Consider the following 21,255-nt stretch of genomic DNA (forward strand, 5'->3'; position numbering starts at 1 on the left):
GCGATCGCTGCGCAATCGAGCGGGAGCAAGCTCCCTCGCCACAAGATCAAAATCAGGAACCATTTCAGACGCCGAACTGCGCCCGATAAGCCTCAACCGCCGGCAAATGCTGCTTGAGTTGCGGATCGTCGGCCAAAAACTCCAGCACCTGGTTCAGCGACACAATGCTGATTACCGGAATGCCAAAGTCGCGCTCCACTTCCTGGATCGCCGACAGCTCACCGTTGCCGCGCTCCTGGCGGTTCAGGGCGATCAGCACGCCGGCAGCCTTGGCGCCTTCCTGGGAACCGATGATCTGCATCACTTCGCGAATGGCGGTGCCTGCGGTGATGACGTCGTCGATGATCAATACTTCGCCGGTCAGCGGCGCGCCCACCAGGCTGCCGCCTTCACCGTGGGCCTTGGCTTCCTTGCGGTTGAAACACCAGGGCAGGTCGCGGCCGTGGTGTTCGGCCAGGGCGACGGCGGTGGTGGCGGCCAGGGGGATGCCTTTGTAGGCCGGGCCGAACAGCACGTCGAACGGGATGCCGCTCTCGACGATGGCTGCCGCGTAGAAACGCCCCAACTGCGCCAGGGCGGTTCCGCTGTTGAACAGGCCCGCATTGAAGAAGTACGGGCTGGTGCGCCCGGACTTGAGGGTGAATTCACCGAAGCGCAAAACCCCGCGATCGATGGCAAAGCGAATGAAATCGCGCTGATACGCCTGCATGAAAAAAGCCTCAAATACCGCGGATTTAGCTAAATAGGTACACGGCGTGTATCATACACGCACGTGATTTTTGGGGCCATTTATGCGGATCATCAGTGTGAACGTCAATGGTATTCAGGCTGCAGTCGAGCGTGGTTTGCTCAGTTGGCTGCAAGCACAGAATGCCGACGTCATCTGCCTGCAGGACACCCGCGCCTCCGCCTTTGAACTGGACGATGCAGCCTTCCAACTGGATGGTTACTTCCTTTATGCCTGCGATGCCGAAGTCCCCGCCCAGGGTGGCGTGGCTTTGTACTCGCGGCTGCAACCGAAGGCTGTCATCAACGGTCTCGGTTTCGAGACGGCGGACCGCTACGGGCGCTACCTGCAAGCCGATTTCGACAAGGTCAGCATCGCGACCTTACTGCTCCCTTCGGGGCAAAACGGCGATGAAGATTTGAATCAGAAATTCAAGTTGATGGACGACTTCGCCCGTTACCTGGATAAACAGCGGCGCAAACGTCGCGAGTACATCTATTGTGGCTCGCTGTACGTGGCGCAACAGAAGCTGGATATCAAGAACTGGCGCGACAGCCAGCAATCTCCTGGTTTCCTGGCGCCGGAACGGGCCTGGATGGACGAGATCATTGGCAACATGGGGTATGTCGACGCGCTGCGTGAAGTCAGCCGCGAGGGCGACCAATACAGCTGGTGGCCGGACAACGAACAGGCCGAAATGCTCAACCTCGGTTGGCGTTTCGACTACCAGTTGCTGACGCCTGGGCTGCGCCGCTTCGTACGCAGCGCCCGCCTGCCGCGCCAGCCACGGTTCTCACAGCACGCGCCGCTGATCGTGGATTACGACTGGACGCTGACGATCTGAGTGTCGTTTCGCAGCCACAAAAAAACCGACAGCCGTGTCGGTTTTTTTGTGGACACCCATTTCTACTGTGGGAGCGAGCTTGCTCGCGATGGTGGTGGGTCAGCCAACATTTATGTTGAATGATGAACCGCTATCGCGAGCAGGCTCGCTCCCACAGGGACAGGCGTTTACTGATCGTTATTTGACCAACCGCCAGGTGAACGGATACCGATACGGCAGCCCTTCATTGGCCTTCACGCCGCCAATGATGGTCAACACCAGCGCACCGATGGCCACCAGGCCGAACAGGAAGAAGCCAATCACCACGATCATCAGCAGCAGGCTGATCGCCGAAGCAATCGCCACGGTGATCTGGAAGTTCAACGCTTCCTTGCCCTGGGCATCGATGAACGGGTCGGATTCACGCTTGAGCTGCCAGAGCACCAACGGCCCGATCAGCGTGCCAAACGGAATCCAGATCCCCAACAAGGCGGACAGGTGACAGAACATTGCCCATTGACGCGCCTCTTTGCTCGGCTGGGGCAGCAGGATTTGTTCATCACTCATGACGCTCTCCTTGTTGTCTTGAAGCGGGAATCGATCAGTCAGCCAACGCGGCCTTTTGCAATTCGAAGATCTCGTTCATGCCTTTCTTCGCCAACTCCAGCATAGCGTTCAAATCTTCAGGCTGGAACGGCGCGCCCTCGGCGGTGCCCTGGACTTCGATGAAACCGCCGGCGCTGGTCATGACCACGTTCAGGTCGGTCTCGGCGGCGGAGTCTTCCAGGTAATCCAGGTCCAGCACCGGCTCGCCCTGGTACATGCCCACGGACACGGCGGCGATCATTTGCTTGAGCGGGTCGCCGCCCTTGAGGCCGCCGCGCTTCTTGATCACTTTCAAGGCATCGACCAGCGCAACCATGGCTCCGGTGATGGAGGCCGTACGCGTGCCGCCGTCGGCCTGGATCACGTCGCAGTCCACATACAGCGTCACGTCACCCAGCTTGGACATGTCCAGTGCGGCGCGCAGCGAACGGCCGATCAGGCGCTGGATTTCCAGGGTACGACCGCCCTGCTTGCCACGGCTGGCCTCACGCTGGTTCCGCTCACCGGTGGCACGCGGCAGCATGCCGTATTCGGCGGTCAACCAGCCCTGGCCCTGGCCCTTGAGAAACCGTGGCACGCCGTTTTCGACGCTGACGGTGCAGATGACCTTGGTATCACCGAATTCGACCAGTACAGATCCCTCGGCGTGTTTGGTGTAGTTGCGGGTAATGCGGATCGAGCGAAGCTGATCGGCAGCGCGACCACTTGGACGTTTCATAGGGAACACCTGTACAGAGGACGGAAAACTGCCGGACATTATAGAGCCGTGGGCCGCCAGAGGGCAGTTTAAAAAACTGACGCGCCAGGTGAGCGCGCTCAAAGACCCGACCGACGGGCTGCAGCGCTTTGTTGCCGGAGCTGTTTGGGCGCTTGCGTCCCACTGCGCTACAATCCTGCGCCTTTGCTGCCCTCGGGCTTTTATCTACAGATCCCAGGCCCACGACCACCGTCGTGCCGGCCTGCATTGCGAGGAACCTCCATGGTGCACAGCATGACCGCCTTCGCCCGCGTCGAAAAAGCCGGGGCCCAAGGCACGCTGAGCTGGGAACTGCGCTCGGTCAACAGCCGTTACCTGGAGCCGCACCTGCGCCTGCCCGAGTCCTTCCGCGACCTGGAAGGCGGCGTGCGCGAAGCGCTGCGTCAGGGCTTGTCTCGGGGCAAGCTGGAATGCACCCTGCGTTTCACCGAAGAAAGCACCGGCAAAGCCCTGCAAGTGGACCGCGAGCGCGCCGCGCAATTGGTCGCCGCGGCCGAAACCGTCGCCAGCCTGATCAAGCATCCCGCGGCCCTGAACCCGCTGGAAGTCCTGGCCTGGCCCGGCGTGCTGGTGGGTGACGCGAGCGACCCGCAGGCGCTGAACGCCGAGGCGCTGGCGCTGTTCAACCAAGGCTTGCAAGAACTCAAGGCCGGTCGCGAGCGTGAAGGCGCGGAGCTGGCCCGGCTGATCAACGAGCGCCTGAGCGCCATCGAAGAAGACGTCAGTACCCTGCGCGAGCTGGTCCCACAGATGCTCGCCACCCAGCGCCAGAAAGTCCTCGACCGCTTCAGCGACATGAAGGCCGAGCTGGACCCGCAGCGCCTGGAACAGGAAATGGTCATGCTCGCGCAAAAAAGCGACGTGGCCGAAGAACTGGATCGCCTGAGCACCCACATCATCGAAGTTCGCCGGGTGCTCAAGTCCGGCGGTGCGGCCGGTCGCCGCCTGGACTTCCTGATGCAGGAGCTCAACCGCGAAGCCAATACACTGGGCTCCAAAGCCTTCGACCCGCGCAGTACCCAGGCAGCGGTCAACCTCAAGGTGTTGATCGAGCAGATGCGCGAACAAGTGCAGAACATTGAGTAAGGCTCACGACATGACCCACAGCACCGGCACTCTCTACATCATTTCCGCGCCCTCGGGCGCCGGCAAGACCAGCCTGGTCAAGGCGTTGATCGACGCCGAACCGCAGATCCGCGTCTCGGTCTCGCACACCACCCGCGCCATGCGCCCGGGCGAAGTCAACGGCGTGAACTATCACTTCGTCGACCGCGAAGAATTCGTGAGGATGGCCGAGCACGGCGACTTCCTGGAGCGTGCCGAAGTCTTCGGCAACCTCTACGGCACCTCGCAAAGCTACTTGCAGCAGACCCTCGACGAAGGCCATGACCTGATCCTGGAAATCGACTGGCAAGGCGCCGAGCAGGTGCGCAAGCTGATGCCCCAGGCCCGCTCGATCTTCATCCTGCCGCCGAGCCAGCAGGCGTTGCGCCAGCGCCTGACCAACCGTGGCCAGGACAGCGACGAGATCATCGAGGGCCGGATGCGCGAAGCGGTCAGCGAAATGAGCCACTACGTCGACTACGATTACCTGATCATCAACGACGATTTCGCCCATGCGCTGGACGACCTGAAGGCGATTTTCCGCGCAAGCCAGCTGCAACAGAAACGCCAACAGCAACGTTTCGGTAAATTATTGGCCGAATTGTTGGGCTGATCAGCCCTTCCCAAAACCGCTGCGACGGCTTTACATTGGTAGTCGCAGCGCGCCGAGGGGTTTGGTTAAAAAATCAGCGCTTCCCTAAACGCTGGTGTTTTTTTAAACTGTCGAGTCCGCTCGCCCAACCGGGCAGCGCGCATATTGCATTCGCTCCGAGGAATACCATGGCCCGCGTAACCGTTGAAGACTGCCTAGAACACGTGGAAAACCGCTTTGAGCTGGTCATGCTCTCTACCAAGCGTGCCCGTCAACTGGCCACCGGCGGCAAAGAGCCATTGGTCCAGTGGGAAAACGACAAGCCTACCGTGGTAGCGCTGCGTGAAATCGCCGAAGGCCTGATGAGCTACGAGTTCATCGCCAACGCTGAGATCGTCGAAGACGAACCGCTGTTCGCAGCGTTCGAGGACGAGTCCAACGAGGCGGTCTAAGCCTATGCCTGGTCGACGTAGCACGGCGCGGGGTCACAGCAAACGGCAGGAGTCATCATCATGCCGAGCATAGACGCCCTCGCCGATCGCTTATCGGCCTACCTCGGCACGGACCAGGTCAACCTGGTCCGCCGAGCCTATTTCTACGCCGAACAAGCCCACGACGGCCAGCGCCGCCGCAGCGGCGAGGCGTACGTCACGCACCCGCTTGCCGTGGCGAATATTCTTGCCGACATGCACATGGACCATCAAAGCCTGATGGCGGCGATGCTGCATGACGTGATCGAAGACACCGGCATTGCCAAGGAAGCGCTGCAAGCGCAGTTCGGCGAAACCGTGGCCGAACTGGTCGACGGGGTCAGCAAACTGACCCAGATGAACTTCGAGACCAAGGCCGAGGCCCAGGCCGAAAACTTCCAGAAAATGGCCATGGCCATGGCCCGCGACATCCGCGTGATCCTGGTCAAGCTCGCCGACCGCCTGCACAACATGCGCACCCTGGAAGTGCTGTCCGGCGAAAAACGCCGGCGCATCGCCAAGGAAACCCTGGAAATCTACGCCCCCATCGCCAATCGCCTGGGCATGCACGCGATCCGCATCGAGTTCGAAGACCTGGGCTTCAAGGCCATGCACCCGATGCGTTCGGCGCGGATCAACCAGGCCGTCAAGCGCGCCCGGGGCAACCGCAAGGAAATCGTCAACAAGATCGAAGAGTCCCTGAGCCACTGCCTGGCCATCGACGGCATCGAAGGCGAAGTCAGCGGGCGACAGAAACACCTCTACGGCATCTACAAGAAAATGCGCGGCAAGCGTCGGGCCTTCAACGAGATCATGGACGTCTACGCGTTCCGGATCATCGTCGACAAGGTCGACACTTGCTACCGCGTGCTGGGGGCTGTACATAATTTGTACAAACCGTTGCCGGGGCGCTTCAAGGATTACATCGCGATCCCCAAGGCCAACGGCTACCAGTCGCTGCACACCACGCTGTTCGGCATGCACGGCGTGCCAATCGAAATCCAGATCCGCACCCGCGAAATGGAAGAGATGGCCAACAACGGCATCGCCGCCCACTGGCTCTACAAATCCAGCGGCGACGAACAACCCAAGAGCACCCACGCCCGCGCCCGGCAGTGGGTCAAGGGTGTGCTGGAAATGCAGCAGCGCGCCGGCAATTCCCTGGAATTCATCGAGAGCGTGAAGATCGATCTGTTCCCGGACGAGGTCTACGTCTTCACGCCCAAGGGTCGGATCATGGAGCTGCCCAAAGGCTCCACGGCCGTGGACTTCGCCTATGCGGTGCACACCGACGTCGGCAACAGCTGCATCGCCTGTCGCATCAACCGTCGCCTGGCACCGTTGTCCGAGCCGCTGCAAAGCGGTTCCACGGTGGAAATCGTCAGTGCCCCCGGCGCACGGCCCAACCCGGCGTGGCTCAACTTCGTGGTCACTGGCAAGGCCCGCACGCACATCCGCCATGCCTTGAAGCTGCAACGCCGCTCCGAGTCCATCAGCCTCGGCGAACGCCTGTTGAACAAGGTCCTGAACGGCTTCGACAGTTCCCTGGACAAGATTCCGGGCGAGCGCGTGCAAGTGATGCTCCATGAGTACCGTCTCGAATTGATCGAAGACCTGCTCGAAGACATCGGCCTGGGCAATCGCATGGCCTATGTCGTCGCCCGCCGCCTGCTCGGCGAAGGCGAACAACTGCCAAGCCCCGAAGGTCCGCTGGCGATTCGCGGCACCGAAGGCCTGGTGCTCAGCTATGCCAAGTGTTGCACGCCGATCCCGGGCGACCCGATTGTCGGCCACCTGTCCGCCGGCAAGGGGATGGTGGTGCACCTGGACAACTGCCGCAACATCAGCGAAATCCGCCACAACCCGGAAAAATGCATCCAGCTCTCCTGGGCCAAGGATGTCACCGGCGAATTCAATGTCGAGCTGCGGGTCGAGCTGGAGCACCAGCGCGGCCTGATCGCCCTGCTGGCCAGCAGCGTCAACGCCGCCGACGGCAATATCGAAAAAATCAGCATGGACGAGCGCGATGGTCGCATCAGCGTCGTTCAATTGGTGGTCAGCGTGCACGACCGTGTGCACCTGGCCCGCGTAATCAAGAAACTGCGCGCCCTGACCGGCGTTATCCGCATCACCCGCATGCGCGCATAGCGCCCCAATAGCCCTATTCCTTACAAGGAGTCATCAATGACCAAGACCGTTATCACCAGCGACAAGGCCCCAGCCGCCATCGGCACCTATTCCCAGGCGATCAAGGCCGGCAACACCGTGTACATGTCGGGCCAGATCCCGCTGGACCCGAAAACCATGGAACTGGTGGAAGGCTTCGAAGCCCAGACCGTGCAGGTGTTCGAAAACCTCAAGGCCGTGGCCGAGGCCGCCGGTGGTTCCTTCAAGGACATCGTCAAGCTGAACATCTTCCTCACCGACCTGAGCCACTTCGCCAAGGTCAACGAGATCATGGGCAAGTACTTCGACCAGCCTTACCCTGCCCGCGCCGCCATTGGCGTAGCGGCCCTGCCAAAGGGCGCGCAGGTTGAGATGGATGCCATCCTGGTCATCGAGTAATAAGGTCGGCGCAGCCTCCCCCGCTGCGCCGTTTTCGTCTTGAAAGGATTCCACCATGCGCAAAGCGCTTGCTTTCTCGCTGCTCGCCCTCTTTCTGGGCGGTTGCGCCAGCGACCCTGCCGACCGTGACATCAGCGGCACCTGGATCAACCAGGCGGCCATCGACGCTGCCGCCAAGGGCGGCCCGCTGCGCGAAGCGCTGCAAGGCTACGGCCCCAACCTGGAATGGGACGTCAACACCCGGGCCGGCCAGGCGCGCTACACCAACGGCTTTGAAAACGTCGAAGGCAAATTGCTGGGCGAAGAAGACGGCGCCTGGAAAGTCGATTTCTACGGCAGCTCCGCCAGCGAACTCAAGCGCGACGGCGACCAGCTGAGCCAAGCCGCCACCGAGAACGAGCCGCAGCAGGTATTCGACCGCGCGCAAGTGCAGGTACCGGAGGGCGCACCCATCGGCGCCAGTTTCGAACGCGCGCTGTATGCCGCCTACCTGGGCGGCACCTGGAAAATCGCCGAAGGTCCCGGCCAGGGCGCCACCGTGCAATTCCAGCCTGACGGCCAGGTCAGCGGCTTGCCTGGCGCCGATCGCTACGCCTTGTGCCTGGCTGGCGGCTGCGCCTCCATGAGCGATGGCAACGACAACATCTGGCTACAGCAGAACGGCCTGGGCAACACCTGGATCTTTGCCCGCGATGGCAAGAAGCTGGAAATCTTCCAGACCATCAACGCGTCGCTGGCCGATGAAATACCTTCGTTCACGCCGGGCAACCGGCAGTGGGTGCTGGAAAAGCAGTAACCCGCTCCAAGCAACAGCAAAGATCCCCTGTGGGAGCGAGCTTGCTCGCGATAGCGTCCTTCCAGCCAACCAAGATGTCGGATGTGATGGCCTCATCGCGAGCAAGCTCGCTCCCACAGTAGTATGCGGGGTACAGGAATCAGCAGCGCTCCTCCAGAATCGCCGCATACCCCTCGCGAAAACTCGGATACCGCGGCGTCCAGCCCAGCGCTTTTGCCCGGGCATTGCTGCAACGCTTGCTGCCGGCGCGACGCACGCTGGCATCTTCGGCCCACTCGGTCACGCCCATGAATTCCCGCAACCAGCCCACCACCTCGGCCAGCGGCGCAGGGGCGTCGTCGACGCCGATGTAGCAGTCATCCAGTGCCTTGCCCTGGCGATCAGCCTCCAGCAGAAACGCCAGCAAGCCGGCGGCATCGTCGGCGTGAATGCGATTGGCGTACAGCGGCGGGTCGATCACCACGCGATAACCTTGGCGCACCTGACTCAGCAACCACTCCCGACCCGGCCCGTAGATGCCGGTCAGGCGCACGCGGCTGGCCGGGATGCCACTGTCCAGGGCCACTTGCTCGGCTTCGAGCATCAGCCGACCGGAATACCCGCCGGCCACGGTGGGCGAGGTTTCATCCACCCATTCGCCCTGCTGCTGCCCATAAACACTGCTGCTGGACACAAACAGCAGGCGCTTGGGCCGCTGCCCGTGTTGCTCCAACCAGCCCAACACATGCTGCAACCCTTCGACATAAGCCGCGCGATAGCCCGCTTCGTCATGCTCGGTGGCAGCGGCGCTGTACACCAGGTAGTCCAGCGGGCCGGTGGGCCAAGCGACGGGACATTGCTCGCTGAACAAATCCCCCGCGACCCCGATAACCCCAGCCGGCAGATGCGAAACCGTGCGGCGCAGGCCGTAGACCTGCCATTGTTCGGCCACTAACTGGCTGGCCAGGCGGCCGCCGATATCACCGCAGCCGGCGATCAAAACAGAAGGCGCGGACATCAAGAACTCCTCTGGCAAAGCCGCAGACTAGCCTCCGTGGGGGACGAGCGGCTAGCCATGGGACAAAAAAAGTAACTGTATTACTTTTGTTAACAAGAATTACTTGCAATAATGCTCGCCACTTTTGTTCTCGGCCCCACGAGGCCTGGAAGAACACCTACCTTCTTTTTTTCTCAGGTCCGGCCAGCATGAAACGCTCTCTATCCCCCGCTTCGCCAACCAATCGACCTCGTGCCTGGAGCACGGTAGCCGCCCTGCTGTTCAGCCTGCTGCTGGCACCTGCCGCCGCGTTCGCTGATGCGCAGACGCCCACCACGCCCCCAGCCACAACCCCGGCCGCCCAGGCACCGGCAGACCCGGCCGCTCCCGTTGCGACGCCGGTAGCCACCGATGCGCCCCAAGCCGTCGAGGCCCAGGCACCTGAAGCACTCGAAGCCGACAACTCCCTGGGCATGGCCCACGACCTGTCGCCATGGGGCATGTACAAGAACGCCGACATCATCGTGAAAATCGTGATGATCGGCCTGGCCATCGCCTCGATCATCACCTGGACTATCTGGATTGCCAAAGGCTTCGAGCTGTTGGGTGCCAAGCGTCGCCTGCGCGGTGAAATCGCCGCCCTGAAAAAAGCCGCCACCCTCAAGGAAGCCAGCGCCACCGCCGCGAAGGAAGGCACCCTCGCCAACCTGCTGGTGCATGACGCACTCGAAGAGATGCGCCTGTCGGCCAACAGCCGCGAGAAGGAAGGCATCAAGGAACGCGTGAGTTTCCGCCTGGAGCGCCTGGTTGCCGCCTGCGGTCGCAACATGAGCAGTGGCACCGGCGTGCTCGCCACCATCGGTTCCACGGCCCCCTTCGTCGGCCTGTTCGGCACCGTGTGGGGCATCATGAACAGCTTCATCGGCATCGCCAAGACCCAGACCACCAACCTCGCCGTCGTCGCGCCCGGCATCGCCGAAGCCCTGCTGGCGACGGCACTGGGCCTGGTCGCGGCCATTCCAGCCGTGGTGATCTACAACGTCTTCGCCCGCTCCATTGCCGGCTACAAGGCTCAGGTCTCCGACGCTTCGGCTGAAGTCCTGCTGCTGGTCAGCCGTGACCTCGACCACCTGCCGACCGAGCGCAGCTCGCAACCGCACATGGTGAAAGTGGGGTAATCGGCCATGGGCCTGCATTTGAAAGAAGGCGCAGACGACGATCTGGCCGAAAACCACGAAATCAACGTCACGCCGTTCATCGACGTGATGCTGGTGCTGTTGATCATCTTCATGGTGGCGGCACCGCTGGCCACCGTGGACATCAAGGTTGACCTGCCGGCGTCGACGGCCAAGCCTTCGCCGCGGCCGGAAAAACCGGTGTTCCTCAGCGTCAAGGCCGACCAACGCCTGTTCCTGGGTGAAGACGAGGTCAAGGTCGACACCCTCGGCGCGACCCTCGACGCCAAGACCCAAGGCAAGAAAGACACGACGATCTTCTTCCAGGCCGATAAAGGCGTGGACTATGGCGACCTGATGAGCGTGATGGACACGCTGCGAAGCGCCGGCTACCTGAAGGTCGGCCTGGTCGGACTCGAGACGGCGCGGCAGAAATGATCACGACGCGCCAAAAGCTGACGCGTTACAGCGGTAGCCTGGTGGTCGTGCTGGGCGTGCATGCGCTCGCCATCGCCCTGGCGCTGAACTGGACCTCGCGCGCGCCCATCGAATTGCCGCCCCAGGCGATGATGGTCGAGCTGGCGCCAGTGCCTGCCCCGCCACCGCCGGCACCGCCAAAAGTCGTCACACCGCCGCAACCGCCCGAGCCGGTGGAAGAGCTGCCGCTGCCCAAGCTTGCCGAAGCGCCGAAGCCGGAAATCGCCGTGCCCAAGCCGGTCAAGCCCAAGCCCAAGCCTCAACCGCCCAAACCCAGGCCCGTGGTTGAGAAGAAGCCGGAGCCGCCGAAGGAAGAGCCGTCGGAGCAGAAACCGAGCGACACCCAGCCGACTCAGGCACCGACCGAGAAGTCCGCGCAACCGGCGCCTGGCCCGTCACCGGCACAAATGGCCGCCAAGGCCAATTGGCAGGGCACGCTGCTGGCGCACTTGGGCAAGTACAAGAAGTACCCGCCCAGGGCCCAGCAAATGAACAAGGAAGGCACCAACCGCCTGCGTTTCGTGGTGGATGCCGACGGCAACGTGCTGTCATTCGAATTGGTGGGCAGTTCCGGCACGGAGCTGCTGGACCGGGCCACCCTGGAAATGATCCGCCGCGCCCAACCGCTGCCCAAGCCGCCGGCGGAGCTGCTGACCAACGGCACCATCGAACTGACGGCACCGTTTGTGTACTCCATCGACAAGCGTCGGCGCTGACCAAACCTGACAGCCCGGTGTGGCTGGGTAAGTCCTGTGGCGAGGGAGCTTGCTCCCGCTGGGCCGCGAAGCGGCCCCGAACCGGTGAATGCGCGACATCAGGCAGATCGCATCAACCGCACTAGGGCCTGCTGCGCAGGCCAACGGGAGCAAGCTCCCTCGCCACAATGGGCACAACCGGCACAAAGGCATCGAAAGGTGCCTTTTTCATACCCGGCAACGACCCAACAGACATTCGACAGTGTCCCACCGCGCCCCCAGTCTGATAACGTGCGTCTATCGATTGCAGCCGGTATGCTTGGCTCGCAACTTCACGGACGCTCGCCATGACCCTCACAGAATTACGCTACATCGTGACCCTCGCCCAAGAGCAGCATTTCGGCCATGCGGCCGAGCGTTGCCACGTCAGCCAGCCGACGCTGTCGGTGGGTGTGAAAAAGCTTGAAGACGAACTCGGTGTGCTGATTTTCGAGCGCAGCAAAAGCGCCGTGCGCCTGACCCCGGTGGGCGAAGGCATCGTCGCCCAGGCACAGAAAGTCCTGGAGCAGGCCCAAGGCATCCGTGAACTGGCCCAGGCCGGCAAGAACCAACTGACCGCCCCGCTGAAAGTCGGCGCGATCTACACCGTCGGTCCGTACCTGTTCCCGCACCTGATTCCGCAACTGCACCGGGTCGCCCCGCAGATGCCGTTGTACATCGAAGAAAACTTCACCCACGTGCTGCGCGACAAACTGCGCAACGGTGAGCTGGACGCAATCATCATCGCCCTGCCGTTCAACGAGGCCGACGTCCTGACCCTGCCGCTCTACGACGAACCGTTCTACGTCCTGATGCCGGCCGAGCACCCCTGGACCCAGAAAAAAACCATCGACGCGGCCCTGCTCAACGACAAGAGCCTGCTGCTGCTCGGCGAAGGCCATTGCTTCCGCGACCAGGTGCTCGAGGCCTGCCCGACCCTGACCAAGGGCAGCGAAGGGGCCAAGCACACCACGGTGGAATCCAGCTCCCTGGAAACCATTCGCCACATGGTCGCTTCGGGCCTGGGCATTTCGATCCTGCCGTTGTCGGCGGTGGACAGCCATCATTACTCCCCCGGCGTGATCGAAGTCCGCCCGCTGACGCCACCCGTGCCGTTCCGCACCGTTGCCATCGCCTGGCGCGCCAGTTTCCCGCGGCCCAAGGCCATCGAAATCCTCGCCGACTCGATTCGCCTGTGTTCCGTGGCCAAGCCGCCTGCCGCCAAGTAAGCCGCTGCCATGACTGAGCTGTCGAAAGTGCCGGTCACGACACTCAAGGGTGTCGGTGAAGCCATGGCCGAGAAACTGGCCAAGGTCGGCCTGGAAAACCTCCAGGACCTGCTGTTTCACCTGCCGTTGCGCTATCAGGACCGCACCCGCGTGGTGCCCATCGGCCATCTGCGCCCGGGGCAGGATGCGGTGATCGAAGGCACCGTCAGCGGCGCCGACGTGGTCATGGGCCGCCGTCGCAGCCTGGTGGTGCGCCTGCAGGACGGCACCGGCGGGCTCAGCCTGCGCTTCTATCACTTCAGCAATGCGCAAAAGGAAGGCCTCAAGCGTGGCACCCGCGTGCGCTGCTACGGAGAGGCGCGGCCCGGGGCGTCGGGGCTGGAGATCTACCACCCGGAATACCGCAGCATTACCGGCGACGAACCGCCGCCGGTGGATGAAACCCTGACCCCGGTCTATCCGCTCACCGAAGGCCTGACCCAACAGCGCCTGCGCCAGCTCTGCCAGCAAACCCTGACGTTGCTCGGCCCCAGCAGCCTGCCCGACTGGCTGCCCACGGAACTGGCCCGGGATTATCAACTGGCGCCGTTGGCCGATGCGATCCGCTACCTGCACCACCCGCCCGCCGACGCCGATGTCGACGAACTCGCCCTCGGCCATCACTGGGCCCAGCACCGCCTGGCGTTCGAAGAACTGTTGACCCATCAACTGTCCCAGCAACGCCTGCGCGAAAGCCTGCGGTCCCTGCGCGCCCCGGCCATGCCCAAGGCCAGGGACCTGCCGACCCGCTACCTGGCCAACCTCGGCTTCACCCCCACGGGCGCCCAGCAACGGGTCGGCAACGAAATCGCCTACGACTTGAGCCAGCCCGAGCCCATGCTGCGGCTGATCCAGGGCGATGTCGGCGCCGGCAAGACCGTGGTCGCCGCCCTCGCCGCGCTGCAGGCCTTGGAGGCCGGTTATCAGGTGGCGCTGATGGCGCCCACCGAGATCCTCGCCGAACAGCATTTCATCACCTTCCAGCGCTGGCTCGAACCGCTGGGCATCGAAGTCGCCTGGCTGGCCGGCAAGCTCAAGGGCAAGAACCGCGCCGCCGCCCTGGCACAGATCGCCGAAGGCGCACCGATGGTGGTCGGCACCCATGCGCTGTTCCAGGACGAAGTACAGTTCAAGAACCTGGCCCTGGTGATCATCGACGAGCAGCACCGCTTCGGCGTGCAACAGCGCCTGGCCCTGCGGCAGAAAGGCGTCGGCGGGCGGATGTGCCCTCATCAACTGATCATGACCGCCACGCCGATCCCGCGGACTCTGGCAATGAGCGCCTACGCCGACCTCGACACCTCGGTCCTCGACGAGTTGCCCCCCGGTCGCACACCGGTCAATACCGTGCTGGTCACCGATACCCGACGGGTGGAAGTGATCGAGCGCGTGCGCAGCGCCTGTGCCGAAGGGCGGCAGGCCTATTGGGTGTGTACGTTGATCGAAGAGTCGGAGGAGCTGACCTGCCAGGCGGCCGAAACCACCTTTGAGGACCTCACCGCCGCCCTCGGCGAGTTGAAGGTCGGGTTGATCCACGGCCGCATGAAACCCGCCGAGAAAGCCGCGGTGATGGCTGAATTCAAGGCCGGAGCCCTGCAACTGCTGGTCGCCACCACGGTAATCGAAGTGGGCGTCGACGTGCCCAATGCCAGCCTGATGATCATCGAAAACCCCGAGCGCCTGGGCCTGGCGCAGTTGCACCAGTTGCGCGGCCGGGTGGGCCGGGGCAGCGCCGCCAGTCATTGCGTCTTGCTCTATCACCCACCGCTGTCGCAGATCGGCCGCCAACGACTGGGGATCATGCGCGAAACCAACGACGGTTTCGTCATCGCCGAAAAAGACCTCGAATTGCGCGGCCCCGGTGAAATGCTCGGCACGCGCCAGACGGGTCTGCTTCAATTCAAGGTAGCCGACCTGATGCGCGACGCCGATCTGCTCCCCGCCGTACGCGACGCCGCCCAGGCCCTGCTGGAACGCTGGCCCGACCACGTCAGCCCGCTGCTGGATCGCTGGCTGCGTCACGGGCAGCAATACGGCCAAGTGTGAGCACGCGCTCAGTTTTCCAGACCCGCGTGCCGGACAAGCTGGTTATACTGACCAACTTGTAGGAAAACGGATACAGACCATGACAGAAGCTGCCCTCGTCCCCGAAGCCCCGCACGCTCCGTCTGTTATTCGGCTGTTGCTCGAGAAATTGGGCATCGGCTATGACGAAGTACTCGAACGCCCCGGCCTGAACCCTGCCCGCAAAGTGCAGGCGGTGTTGCTGCACGATGCCGTTGGCGCGCTCATGGTGCTGTTTCCGCAAAGCCAGCTGCTGGACCTCAATCGCCTGGCCGAACTCACCGGTCGCAAGCTCACGGCGGTGCCGACCGAACGCCTGGAGCGCATGCTCGGCAAACACAGCCTGAGCCTGCTGCCCGGCCTGCCGGCACTGACCAGCTCACCGTGCCTGTACGAAGAAAGCCTGCTGCGCGAACCGAAGCTGCTGATCACCTCCGGCGAGCCGGGGCTGCTGCTGGAAGTGACCAGCGAAGCATTCAAGACCATGCTCACCAAGGCCAGCGCCGCGACGTTCGGCGAAGCCGTGAGCAACATCACTCCCAACCTGGACCGTCCGCACGACGACCGCGCGGAAATCACCCAGGCGGTACAGGCGTTCACCGCCCGGCGTATCCAGCAACGGCTGGAAGAAACCATCGAGATCCCGCCGCTGGCTGAAACCGCGCAAAAAATCATCAAGCTGCGGGTCGACCCCGACGCCACCATCGACGACATCACCGGCGTGGTGGAAACCGACCCGGCCCTGGCCGCGCAAGTGGTGAGCTGGGCCGCGTCACCCTACTACGCCTCGCCGGGCAAGATTCGCTCGGTGGAAGACGCGATCGTGCGGGTACTGGGCTTCGACCTGGTGATCAACCTGGCGCTGGGTCTGGCCCTGGGCAAGACCCTGAGCCTGCCCAAGGACCACCCGCAACACACCACGCCATACTGGCACCAGTCGATCTACACCGCCGCCGTCATCGAAGGCCTGACCCGCGCCATGCCCCGCGCCCAGCGGCCCGAAGGCGGCCTGACCTACCTCTCCGGCCTGCTGCACAACTTCGGTTATCTGCTGCTGGCCCACGTGTTCCCGCCGCACTTCTCGTTGATCTGCCGGCACCTGGAGGTCAACCCGCACCTGTGCCACAGCTACGTGGAACAGCACCTGCTGGGCATCAGCCGCGAGCAGATCGGCGCCTGGCTGATGCGCTACTGGGACATGCCCGACGAACTGGCCACCGCCCTGCGCTTCCAGCACGACCCGCACTACGACGGCGAATACGCCGCCTACCCGAACCTGGTGTGCCTGGCCGTGCGCCTGCTGCGCGCGCGCGGCATCGGCTCCGGTCCAGATGAAGAGATTCCGGATGCGCTGCTCGAACGCGTGGGTTTGACCCGGGAAAAGGCTAACGACGTGGTCAGCAAGGTGCTTGAGGCGGAAGTGCTGCTGCGGGAACTGGCTTCGCAGTTCAGCCACTGATTGCGGGCTGGGAGTGGAGCTTTTTGTGGCAGGGGAGTTGGCTTCCCCCGCCACCGATCCATAGCCATTCAAGCCAGGTAGCGGATGATCCAGCCTTTATCCTTACCGGGCAAACCTGATCCGCCTAACCACGTAAAACCGCCAACGACGATCCGTCCGTTTGGCATTAACGCCATATCCACGACCGTCTCGTACCGTTCTTTTTCGTCAAAAAGCACAAAACCACTTTCATTGAAAGTCGGGTCCAGCGAACCATCAAAACGGAAACGCGCCGTCAGTGCTGTCGTTCCCTCTTCAACAAACCCCCTGCCGGTATCGCCCACGACAACGATAGAACCGTCTGCCTGCCATGCACAGCGAAGCCATCTCTGTCCCTCATCCACCAAGGAAGAGAGAAGTGGCTGCCCGCGATTGAAAGCAAAATCGAAGAATCCGCCGTGGGTTAACACGAACGTCAGCCCATGGCTATATCGGTCGCGCCTAATCTCACCTACAGCAACAATCGCACCGTCGCTTGCTCTCAGCGCCATCGCATTTACATCGATGAGAGTTGAATTCGGAACGGTCACGGTCACAACGCCGACGCAGCCATTGAAATGGGTATCGAGACGTCCCGTTGCATCCAGACGTATCACATAAACGCCTTTGGTGAGAGCGCCTTGGATATAGTTCCCGGAAACCAACACTTTCCCATCTGCCTGAACGACAACAGCGTAGACATTGAGCCTGTCATAGGAAATACCCGGGAGCTCAATAATCGCGAATCCACTCCCGTTAAACGTATCGTCAGTTGAACCATTCGGGTTAAAACGAAATACCGCTGCCTGTGACGGGCCGGAGTCGAGACGGACAACACTGGGCAGAACGATCTTTCCATCCGACTGCACAACCGCAGAGGCACCTTTATCGCCTGAAGCTCGCGGAGCCCCTGCGGAGGTTTCTCGGTCCCGCCGACTAAAAGGCGCCGGCCCCTCCTCTTCATCTCCACCCCTTGCCTCACCACGATACGGAAGCAAGCGCACACCGCCCTCGCCAAAAAACGTGTCCAACCACCCATCCTGGAAGTACCGCAGTATATAAACGCCTCCAGAGCCAGAACCGAGCGGTGAATACTGACCTATTACCAGCCATCCCCCATCGCTCAGGCCGCAGAGTTGGCGGACGTCCAAGTCGTAATCTTCCATGGAGAATTTCACCAAGCCTGTCCCAGCTTCGCCAAACACCATATCGATCGACCCACCCTCTTTCACTTTCGCCAGTCCGATAGGAGTGGGTTCTCCCGGTAAAAGCACGGCGATCAGCAGTTGGTTTTCGGCAAGCGGCAGGATGGCTTCTATGTAGTAACCGGTGAATTCTGGGGTCGGCAGCTTCAGTACGCCATCTTTGGCAAAGGTCGGGTCCAACGTACCTGCCTTTACAGAGTGAGTGGATCGAGACATGATTTTTGCTCCATCAACGTATCAAGCTCGATGAAGCGCCGAAACGAGCCGCCCCGCACCTGTAGAAAATAACAGATCTATTGTCATTGGAGGCCAGGTCGCCGGCTTATCAAGCCACCATGGCTATTGCTGGCTGATCCACATTCTGTGGCGAGCGGCTCAAGCCAGATATCGAATCACCCAACCGCCAATCATGTAAGGCAACGGATCAGCGCTTTGCCATACCACGCCACAGACAACGATCCGACCGTCTGTCATGACCGTCACATCCCGCTCGTCGGCCATCCCTTCTTCCGTGTGAAAAACAGTAAATCCGTTACCGTTAAACGTCGGATCCAGAGTGCCTTCAGGTAGATAGCGTGCTGTCACGGCTGCAAGCTCTTCTGTGACAAACCCTGCACCGGTAAAACCACTGACAAGGATCGAACCGTCGGTTTGCAAGGCGCAGTGCTCCCATCCAAGCCCCTGGAGCACCAGGTCGGAAAACAGTGGTTTCCCACGATTGAAATTAAAATCGAAGAATCCGTCGGCGGTGAGCACAACAATCAAGCCATGGGAAATACGCTCGGGAGAAACCGCCCTGCCCGCCAGTACGATCCCGCCGTCAGCTGCCCTTACGCTGATCGCCGCGAAATCGATAAGGCGTGGGTAAGGGACGGTCACCGTCCCGCCATTGAACAACCTATCGACCCGCCCCATTGCGTCGAAGCGCGTCACGAAGGCGCCTATGGATTCAGGGCTTTCCTGAACATACATGCCAGAAACCAGGATTTTGCCATCCGCCTGAACCGCAACACCCCGACAGCTGTTCCAGTCATGGGCGATGCCTTCAAGCTCGACGATCGCAAAACCAGTCTCGTTAAATGTCTTGTCAGTCGAACCATCCGGGTTAAGGCGTAGCACGATCCCTCTCTGGCCGGAATCGGTAATGACATAGTGGACAAGAACGATCTTGCCATCCAATTGCTGAACCGCAGCAGCCGCTGCATGACTCGCGGCACGTGACTGCTCAGCGCAAGACCGTGGGCCATCCCAACCATCGGCGGTGACTTTCACGCCCGTATCCCCAGGCCTGCCCAGGTCGTGATAGGGAATCAGACGTACACCCTGCTCGCCAAACGACTTATCCGGTCTTCCGTCTGCATGGTGACGCAGAAGAACCACGCCACCGTCACCAGAATCAATGGATACGTATTGGCCATGCACCAACCATCCGCCATCGCTTGAGCTGCTGATTCCCCAGACAAAGGATATATGGGCATCTGCTAAAACAACTTCAACATGACCAACCCCCGCGCCGCCAAACCCAGTATCCAGCGATCCATCCTCATTCAAGCGCGCGATTGCGAGAGGGGCGGCGAATCCCCCCAATGGAAAGACAACGATCAGCTTGTTATCAGCCAATCCCAGGATGGCTGATGCCAAATTCCCGGAAATTTCCGGAAACTCCACCTTCAGCACCCCGCGGTCGGCAAAGGTCGGGTCGAGCGTTCCAGCTTGAACGGAGCTTGGTGCCTGGGCCATGTTCGTCACTCCATCAAGGTGTATGAAACCATGCTGGTTTCATTACAATGAAGCACCTAAACACCAGCCCGCACACCTGTCAGAGCTGACAGAGGCCATGTCCCTGACGGCCAAATCATTGGCCTTTCAGGCCGAACCAATCAAGCCTTGGGCTTGGCCTTCTTCGGCTTCAAATATTTGGTCAGCCCTTGGAACCAGATCACCAGCGCCGGGTTGCCCTTGATCTGGATCGACTTGTCCTGAATCCCTGTCATGAACGCCAACTGCTTATTCTTGGCCTGCATCGTGGCGAAGCCATAGGCGGCGTCCTTGAAGGCGATGGCGAACGCAGGCTCCGGGTAAGTGCCGGACTGGCTGGTGATGCGCTGGTTTTTCACGGTGAAATGCCGGGCGACCTTGCCGTCCAGGGTTTGTAGCTGGAACACCAATTCCTTGTCGCCCAACTGCTGTTGGAACGCCGGATTGGTCCGGCTGGCCTTGCCCATCAACAACCCCAGCATCCACAGCAGAAAACGAAATTTCATGGGCACAGCCTCGAGAGAACAAATGAATGGCTGGCAGTTTAGCGATTCTTCGGCGTAACGCCATCATCGGATCGCTTTAGCGGAAGATACGCCTGTTTTCGCGAAAGATGACCGCCAAGTCACAAAAACCGAAAGTCAAAAGATCGCAGCCTTCGGCAGCTCCTACATCGATTTCCGTAGGAGCTGCCGAAGGCTGCGATCTTTTGATCTTTTTTACCTTCCTGCTCCTCGGACATTTCCTTCAACACGCCGGGCTGTTCATGAACTAGGCGCGGTGGGTGTGGGTCGCTAACCTCTGTTCGTCACTAAAAAACGGTGACACGGACGTGCAAGTCCGGTACATATCGGCGCGCAACTGCCACGCCAAACGGCTCATGCTCGTATTGGTGCGTTAATGGCGGCTGCGCGCGGGAGACTCTCGAGGTCTGCCGGGGTCCGATATGCCCGGTCTTGCACACCCGCGCACAGCTGCCACCCCTTTCGGTGCAACGAAAGGTTGTCAGCCTTCATTCAATTACATATCGGGTAAATTTATGTTCAAGGTCACTCCAAATCCGCCACAAAGCGGCCACAAATCCCGCGTCGAAGCGCAGGAAGAAAAAAAGCGCGAAGACGCCGCCACCCGCGTCCTCGACTACTACCTCAACCCCAAGCCCGCCTCACCGCCCGAACCCGACAAACACCAACTCTTCATCGTCTCGCCTCACATCGACACCGAAACCCTGCTCGCCAACGCCTCCGAAGACCTGCTCTCCATCAGCACCATCGCCGCCGACCTGGCTGACGATGTGGATGACTCACGCCGCTGCGTCGCCCTGGCGATCAGCCGCATGGCCGATGGGGTGCAGTTGTTGGTTGAGCGGGCGTTGGATCATTTGGAAACCAAGGAGATGGCGGCGCCTGGGACCGAGGGGTAGCACTTTGCTTTGATGCAAGCTGAGCTGAAGCCATCGCGAGCAAGCTCGCTCCCACAGGGGAAGTGGGTTGTCGCGGATATAGCAGTCGACACAAAACAACTGTGGGAGCGAGCTTGCTCGCGATGGCGGTGTATCAGGCACCATCGATGCAAGCTGATACGGCCCCATCGCGAGCAGGCTCGCTCCCACAGTTGGATCGGGGTACAACCGGAAGAGATAGGTCGGCTGTCAGGCCGCCTTCGCGGGCAAGCCCGCTCC

Annotated in this window: 21 protein-coding genes; 14 read left to right on the top strand and 7 right to left on the bottom strand. The window is 61.5% G+C overall.

The genetic code is table 11. From position 1 onward, the window contains the following. Positions 1-64: 64 nt before the first annotated feature. A complete protein-coding gene (gene pyrE / locus AC515T_RS28260; protein ID WP_122567564.1) occupies positions 65-709 on the bottom strand; it encodes an orotate phosphoribosyltransferase in 645 nt (214 codons plus the stop codon). 82 nt (positions 710-791) lie between these two features. On the opposite strand from pyrE, the gene crc reads away from it, so the two are divergent. Continuing rightward, entirely contained in the window at positions 792-1,571 is a 780-nt protein-coding gene (crc, locus tag AC515T_RS28265) for a catabolite repression control protein Crc (protein ID WP_013694557.1), read from the top strand. Between the two features lie 177 nt (positions 1,572-1,748). Here crc and AC515T_RS28270 read toward each other — a convergent pair whose 3' ends face one another. Together AC515T_RS28270 and rph are read right to left on the bottom strand one after the other, a co-directional pair. Further along, complete coding sequence (locus AC515T_RS28270) at positions 1,749-2,117, bottom strand: DUF4870 domain-containing protein (RefSeq protein WP_496530823.1); 369 nt, start codon at positions 2,115-2,117, stop codon at positions 1,749-1,751. Between the two features lie 34 nt (positions 2,118-2,151). Further along, on the bottom strand, positions 2,152-2,874 hold the full coding sequence (rph, locus tag AC515T_RS28275; protein WP_060740056.1) for a ribonuclease PH: 723 nt from the start codon (positions 2,872-2,874) through the stop codon (positions 2,152-2,154). A 261-nt stretch (positions 2,875-3,135) separates the two neighbouring features. Between rph and AC515T_RS28280 the strand changes: the two genes are divergently transcribed. From AC515T_RS28280 to AC515T_RS28305, 6 genes are all read left to right on the top strand, one after another. Continuing rightward, positions 3,136-3,999 (top strand): YicC/YloC family endoribonuclease, encoded by an 864-nt coding sequence (locus AC515T_RS28280; protein WP_496530824.1) that lies wholly within the window; start codon positions 3,136-3,138, stop codon positions 3,997-3,999. A 10-nt stretch (positions 4,000-4,009) separates the two neighbouring features. After that, entirely contained in the window at positions 4,010-4,630 is a 621-nt protein-coding gene (gene gmk, locus AC515T_RS28285) for a guanylate kinase (protein WP_047735756.1), read from the top strand. Between the two features lie 167 nt (positions 4,631-4,797). Then, entirely contained in the window at positions 4,798-5,061 is a 264-nt protein-coding gene (gene rpoZ, locus AC515T_RS28290) for a DNA-directed RNA polymerase subunit omega (RefSeq protein WP_003177259.1), read from the top strand. Between the two features lie 60 nt (positions 5,062-5,121). Continuing rightward, positions 5,122-7,227, top strand: coding sequence for a bifunctional GTP diphosphokinase/guanosine-3',5'-bis pyrophosphate 3'-pyrophosphohydrolase (gene spoT / locus AC515T_RS28295; RefSeq protein ID WP_053126562.1), 2,106 nt, complete (start codon positions 5,122-5,124; stop codon positions 7,225-7,227). Between the two features lie 36 nt (positions 7,228-7,263). Next, entirely contained in the window at positions 7,264-7,644 is a 381-nt protein-coding gene (locus tag AC515T_RS28300) for a RidA family protein (RefSeq protein ID WP_014340863.1), read from the top strand. Between the two features lie 55 nt (positions 7,645-7,699). Continuing rightward, positions 7,700-8,440, top strand: a complete 741-nt coding sequence (locus AC515T_RS28305; RefSeq protein WP_496530825.1) for a hypothetical protein — start codon at positions 7,700-7,702, stop codon at positions 8,438-8,440. A 139-nt stretch (positions 8,441-8,579) separates the two neighbouring features. Here AC515T_RS28305 and AC515T_RS28310 read toward each other — a convergent pair whose 3' ends face one another. After that, entirely contained in the window at positions 8,580-9,437 is an 858-nt protein-coding gene (locus tag AC515T_RS28310) for an SDR family oxidoreductase (protein WP_496530826.1), read from the bottom strand. Positions 9,438-9,625: 188 nt separating this feature from the next. Between AC515T_RS28310 and exbB the strand changes: the two genes are divergently transcribed. The 6 genes from exbB (at position 9,626) to AC515T_RS28340 (ending at position 16,593) form a co-directional block, all read left to right on the top strand. Continuing rightward, positions 9,626-10,594: a tonB-system energizer ExbB gene (gene exbB / locus AC515T_RS28315; RefSeq protein ID WP_496530827.1), complete on the top strand. Its 969-nt coding sequence runs from the start codon at positions 9,626-9,628 to the stop codon at positions 10,592-10,594. A gap of 6 nt (positions 10,595-10,600) precedes the next feature. Further along, entirely contained in the window at positions 10,601-11,029 is a 429-nt protein-coding gene (gene exbD / locus AC515T_RS28320; RefSeq protein WP_496530828.1) for a TonB system transport protein ExbD, read from the top strand. Continuing rightward, complete coding sequence (locus AC515T_RS28325; protein ID WP_496530829.1) at positions 11,026-11,784, top strand: energy transducer TonB; 759 nt, start codon at positions 11,026-11,028, stop codon at positions 11,782-11,784. Before exbD ends, AC515T_RS28325 begins: the two co-directional genes overlap by 4 nt. Before the next feature lie 326 nt (positions 11,785-12,110). Continuing rightward, positions 12,111-13,031, top strand: a complete 921-nt coding sequence (locus AC515T_RS28330) for a hydrogen peroxide-inducible genes activator (protein WP_186706903.1) — start codon at positions 12,111-12,113, stop codon at positions 13,029-13,031. A gap of 9 nt (positions 13,032-13,040) precedes the next feature. Further along, complete coding sequence (gene recG / locus AC515T_RS28335) at positions 13,041-15,116, top strand: ATP-dependent DNA helicase RecG (protein ID WP_496530830.1); 2,076 nt, start codon at positions 13,041-13,043, stop codon at positions 15,114-15,116. 79 nt (positions 15,117-15,195) lie between these two features. After that, complete coding sequence (locus AC515T_RS28340; RefSeq protein WP_496530831.1) at positions 15,196-16,593, top strand: aminoacyl-tRNA deacylase and HDOD domain-containing protein; 1,398 nt, start codon at positions 15,196-15,198, stop codon at positions 16,591-16,593. A gap of 68 nt (positions 16,594-16,661) precedes the next feature. Here the strand turns inward: AC515T_RS28340 and AC515T_RS28345 are convergent, their stop codons facing one another. From AC515T_RS28345 to AC515T_RS28355, 3 genes are all read right to left on the bottom strand, one after another. Next, on the bottom strand, positions 16,662-18,032 hold the full coding sequence (locus AC515T_RS28345) for a delta-60 repeat domain-containing protein (protein WP_496530832.1): 1,371 nt from the start codon (positions 18,030-18,032) through the stop codon (positions 16,662-16,664). A 159-nt stretch (positions 18,033-18,191) separates the two neighbouring features. Continuing rightward, entirely contained in the window at positions 18,192-19,556 is a 1,365-nt protein-coding gene (locus AC515T_RS28350) for an NHL repeat-containing protein (protein WP_496530833.1), read from the bottom strand. Between the two features lie 140 nt (positions 19,557-19,696). Next, positions 19,697-20,080: a hypothetical protein gene (locus AC515T_RS28355; protein WP_060740034.1), complete on the bottom strand. Its 384-nt coding sequence runs from the start codon at positions 20,078-20,080 to the stop codon at positions 19,697-19,699. A 533-nt stretch (positions 20,081-20,613) separates the two neighbouring features. Between AC515T_RS28355 and AC515T_RS28360 the strand changes: the two genes are divergently transcribed. Further along, the gene (locus AC515T_RS28360) at positions 20,614-20,997 is read left to right on the top strand and encodes a DUF6124 family protein (protein WP_496530834.1); all 384 of its coding nucleotides are present in this window, start codon (positions 20,614-20,616) and stop codon (positions 20,995-20,997) included. Positions 20,998-21,255: the final 258 nt, after the last annotated feature.

The organism is Pseudomonas sp. FSO-7 (assembly GCF_059579345.1).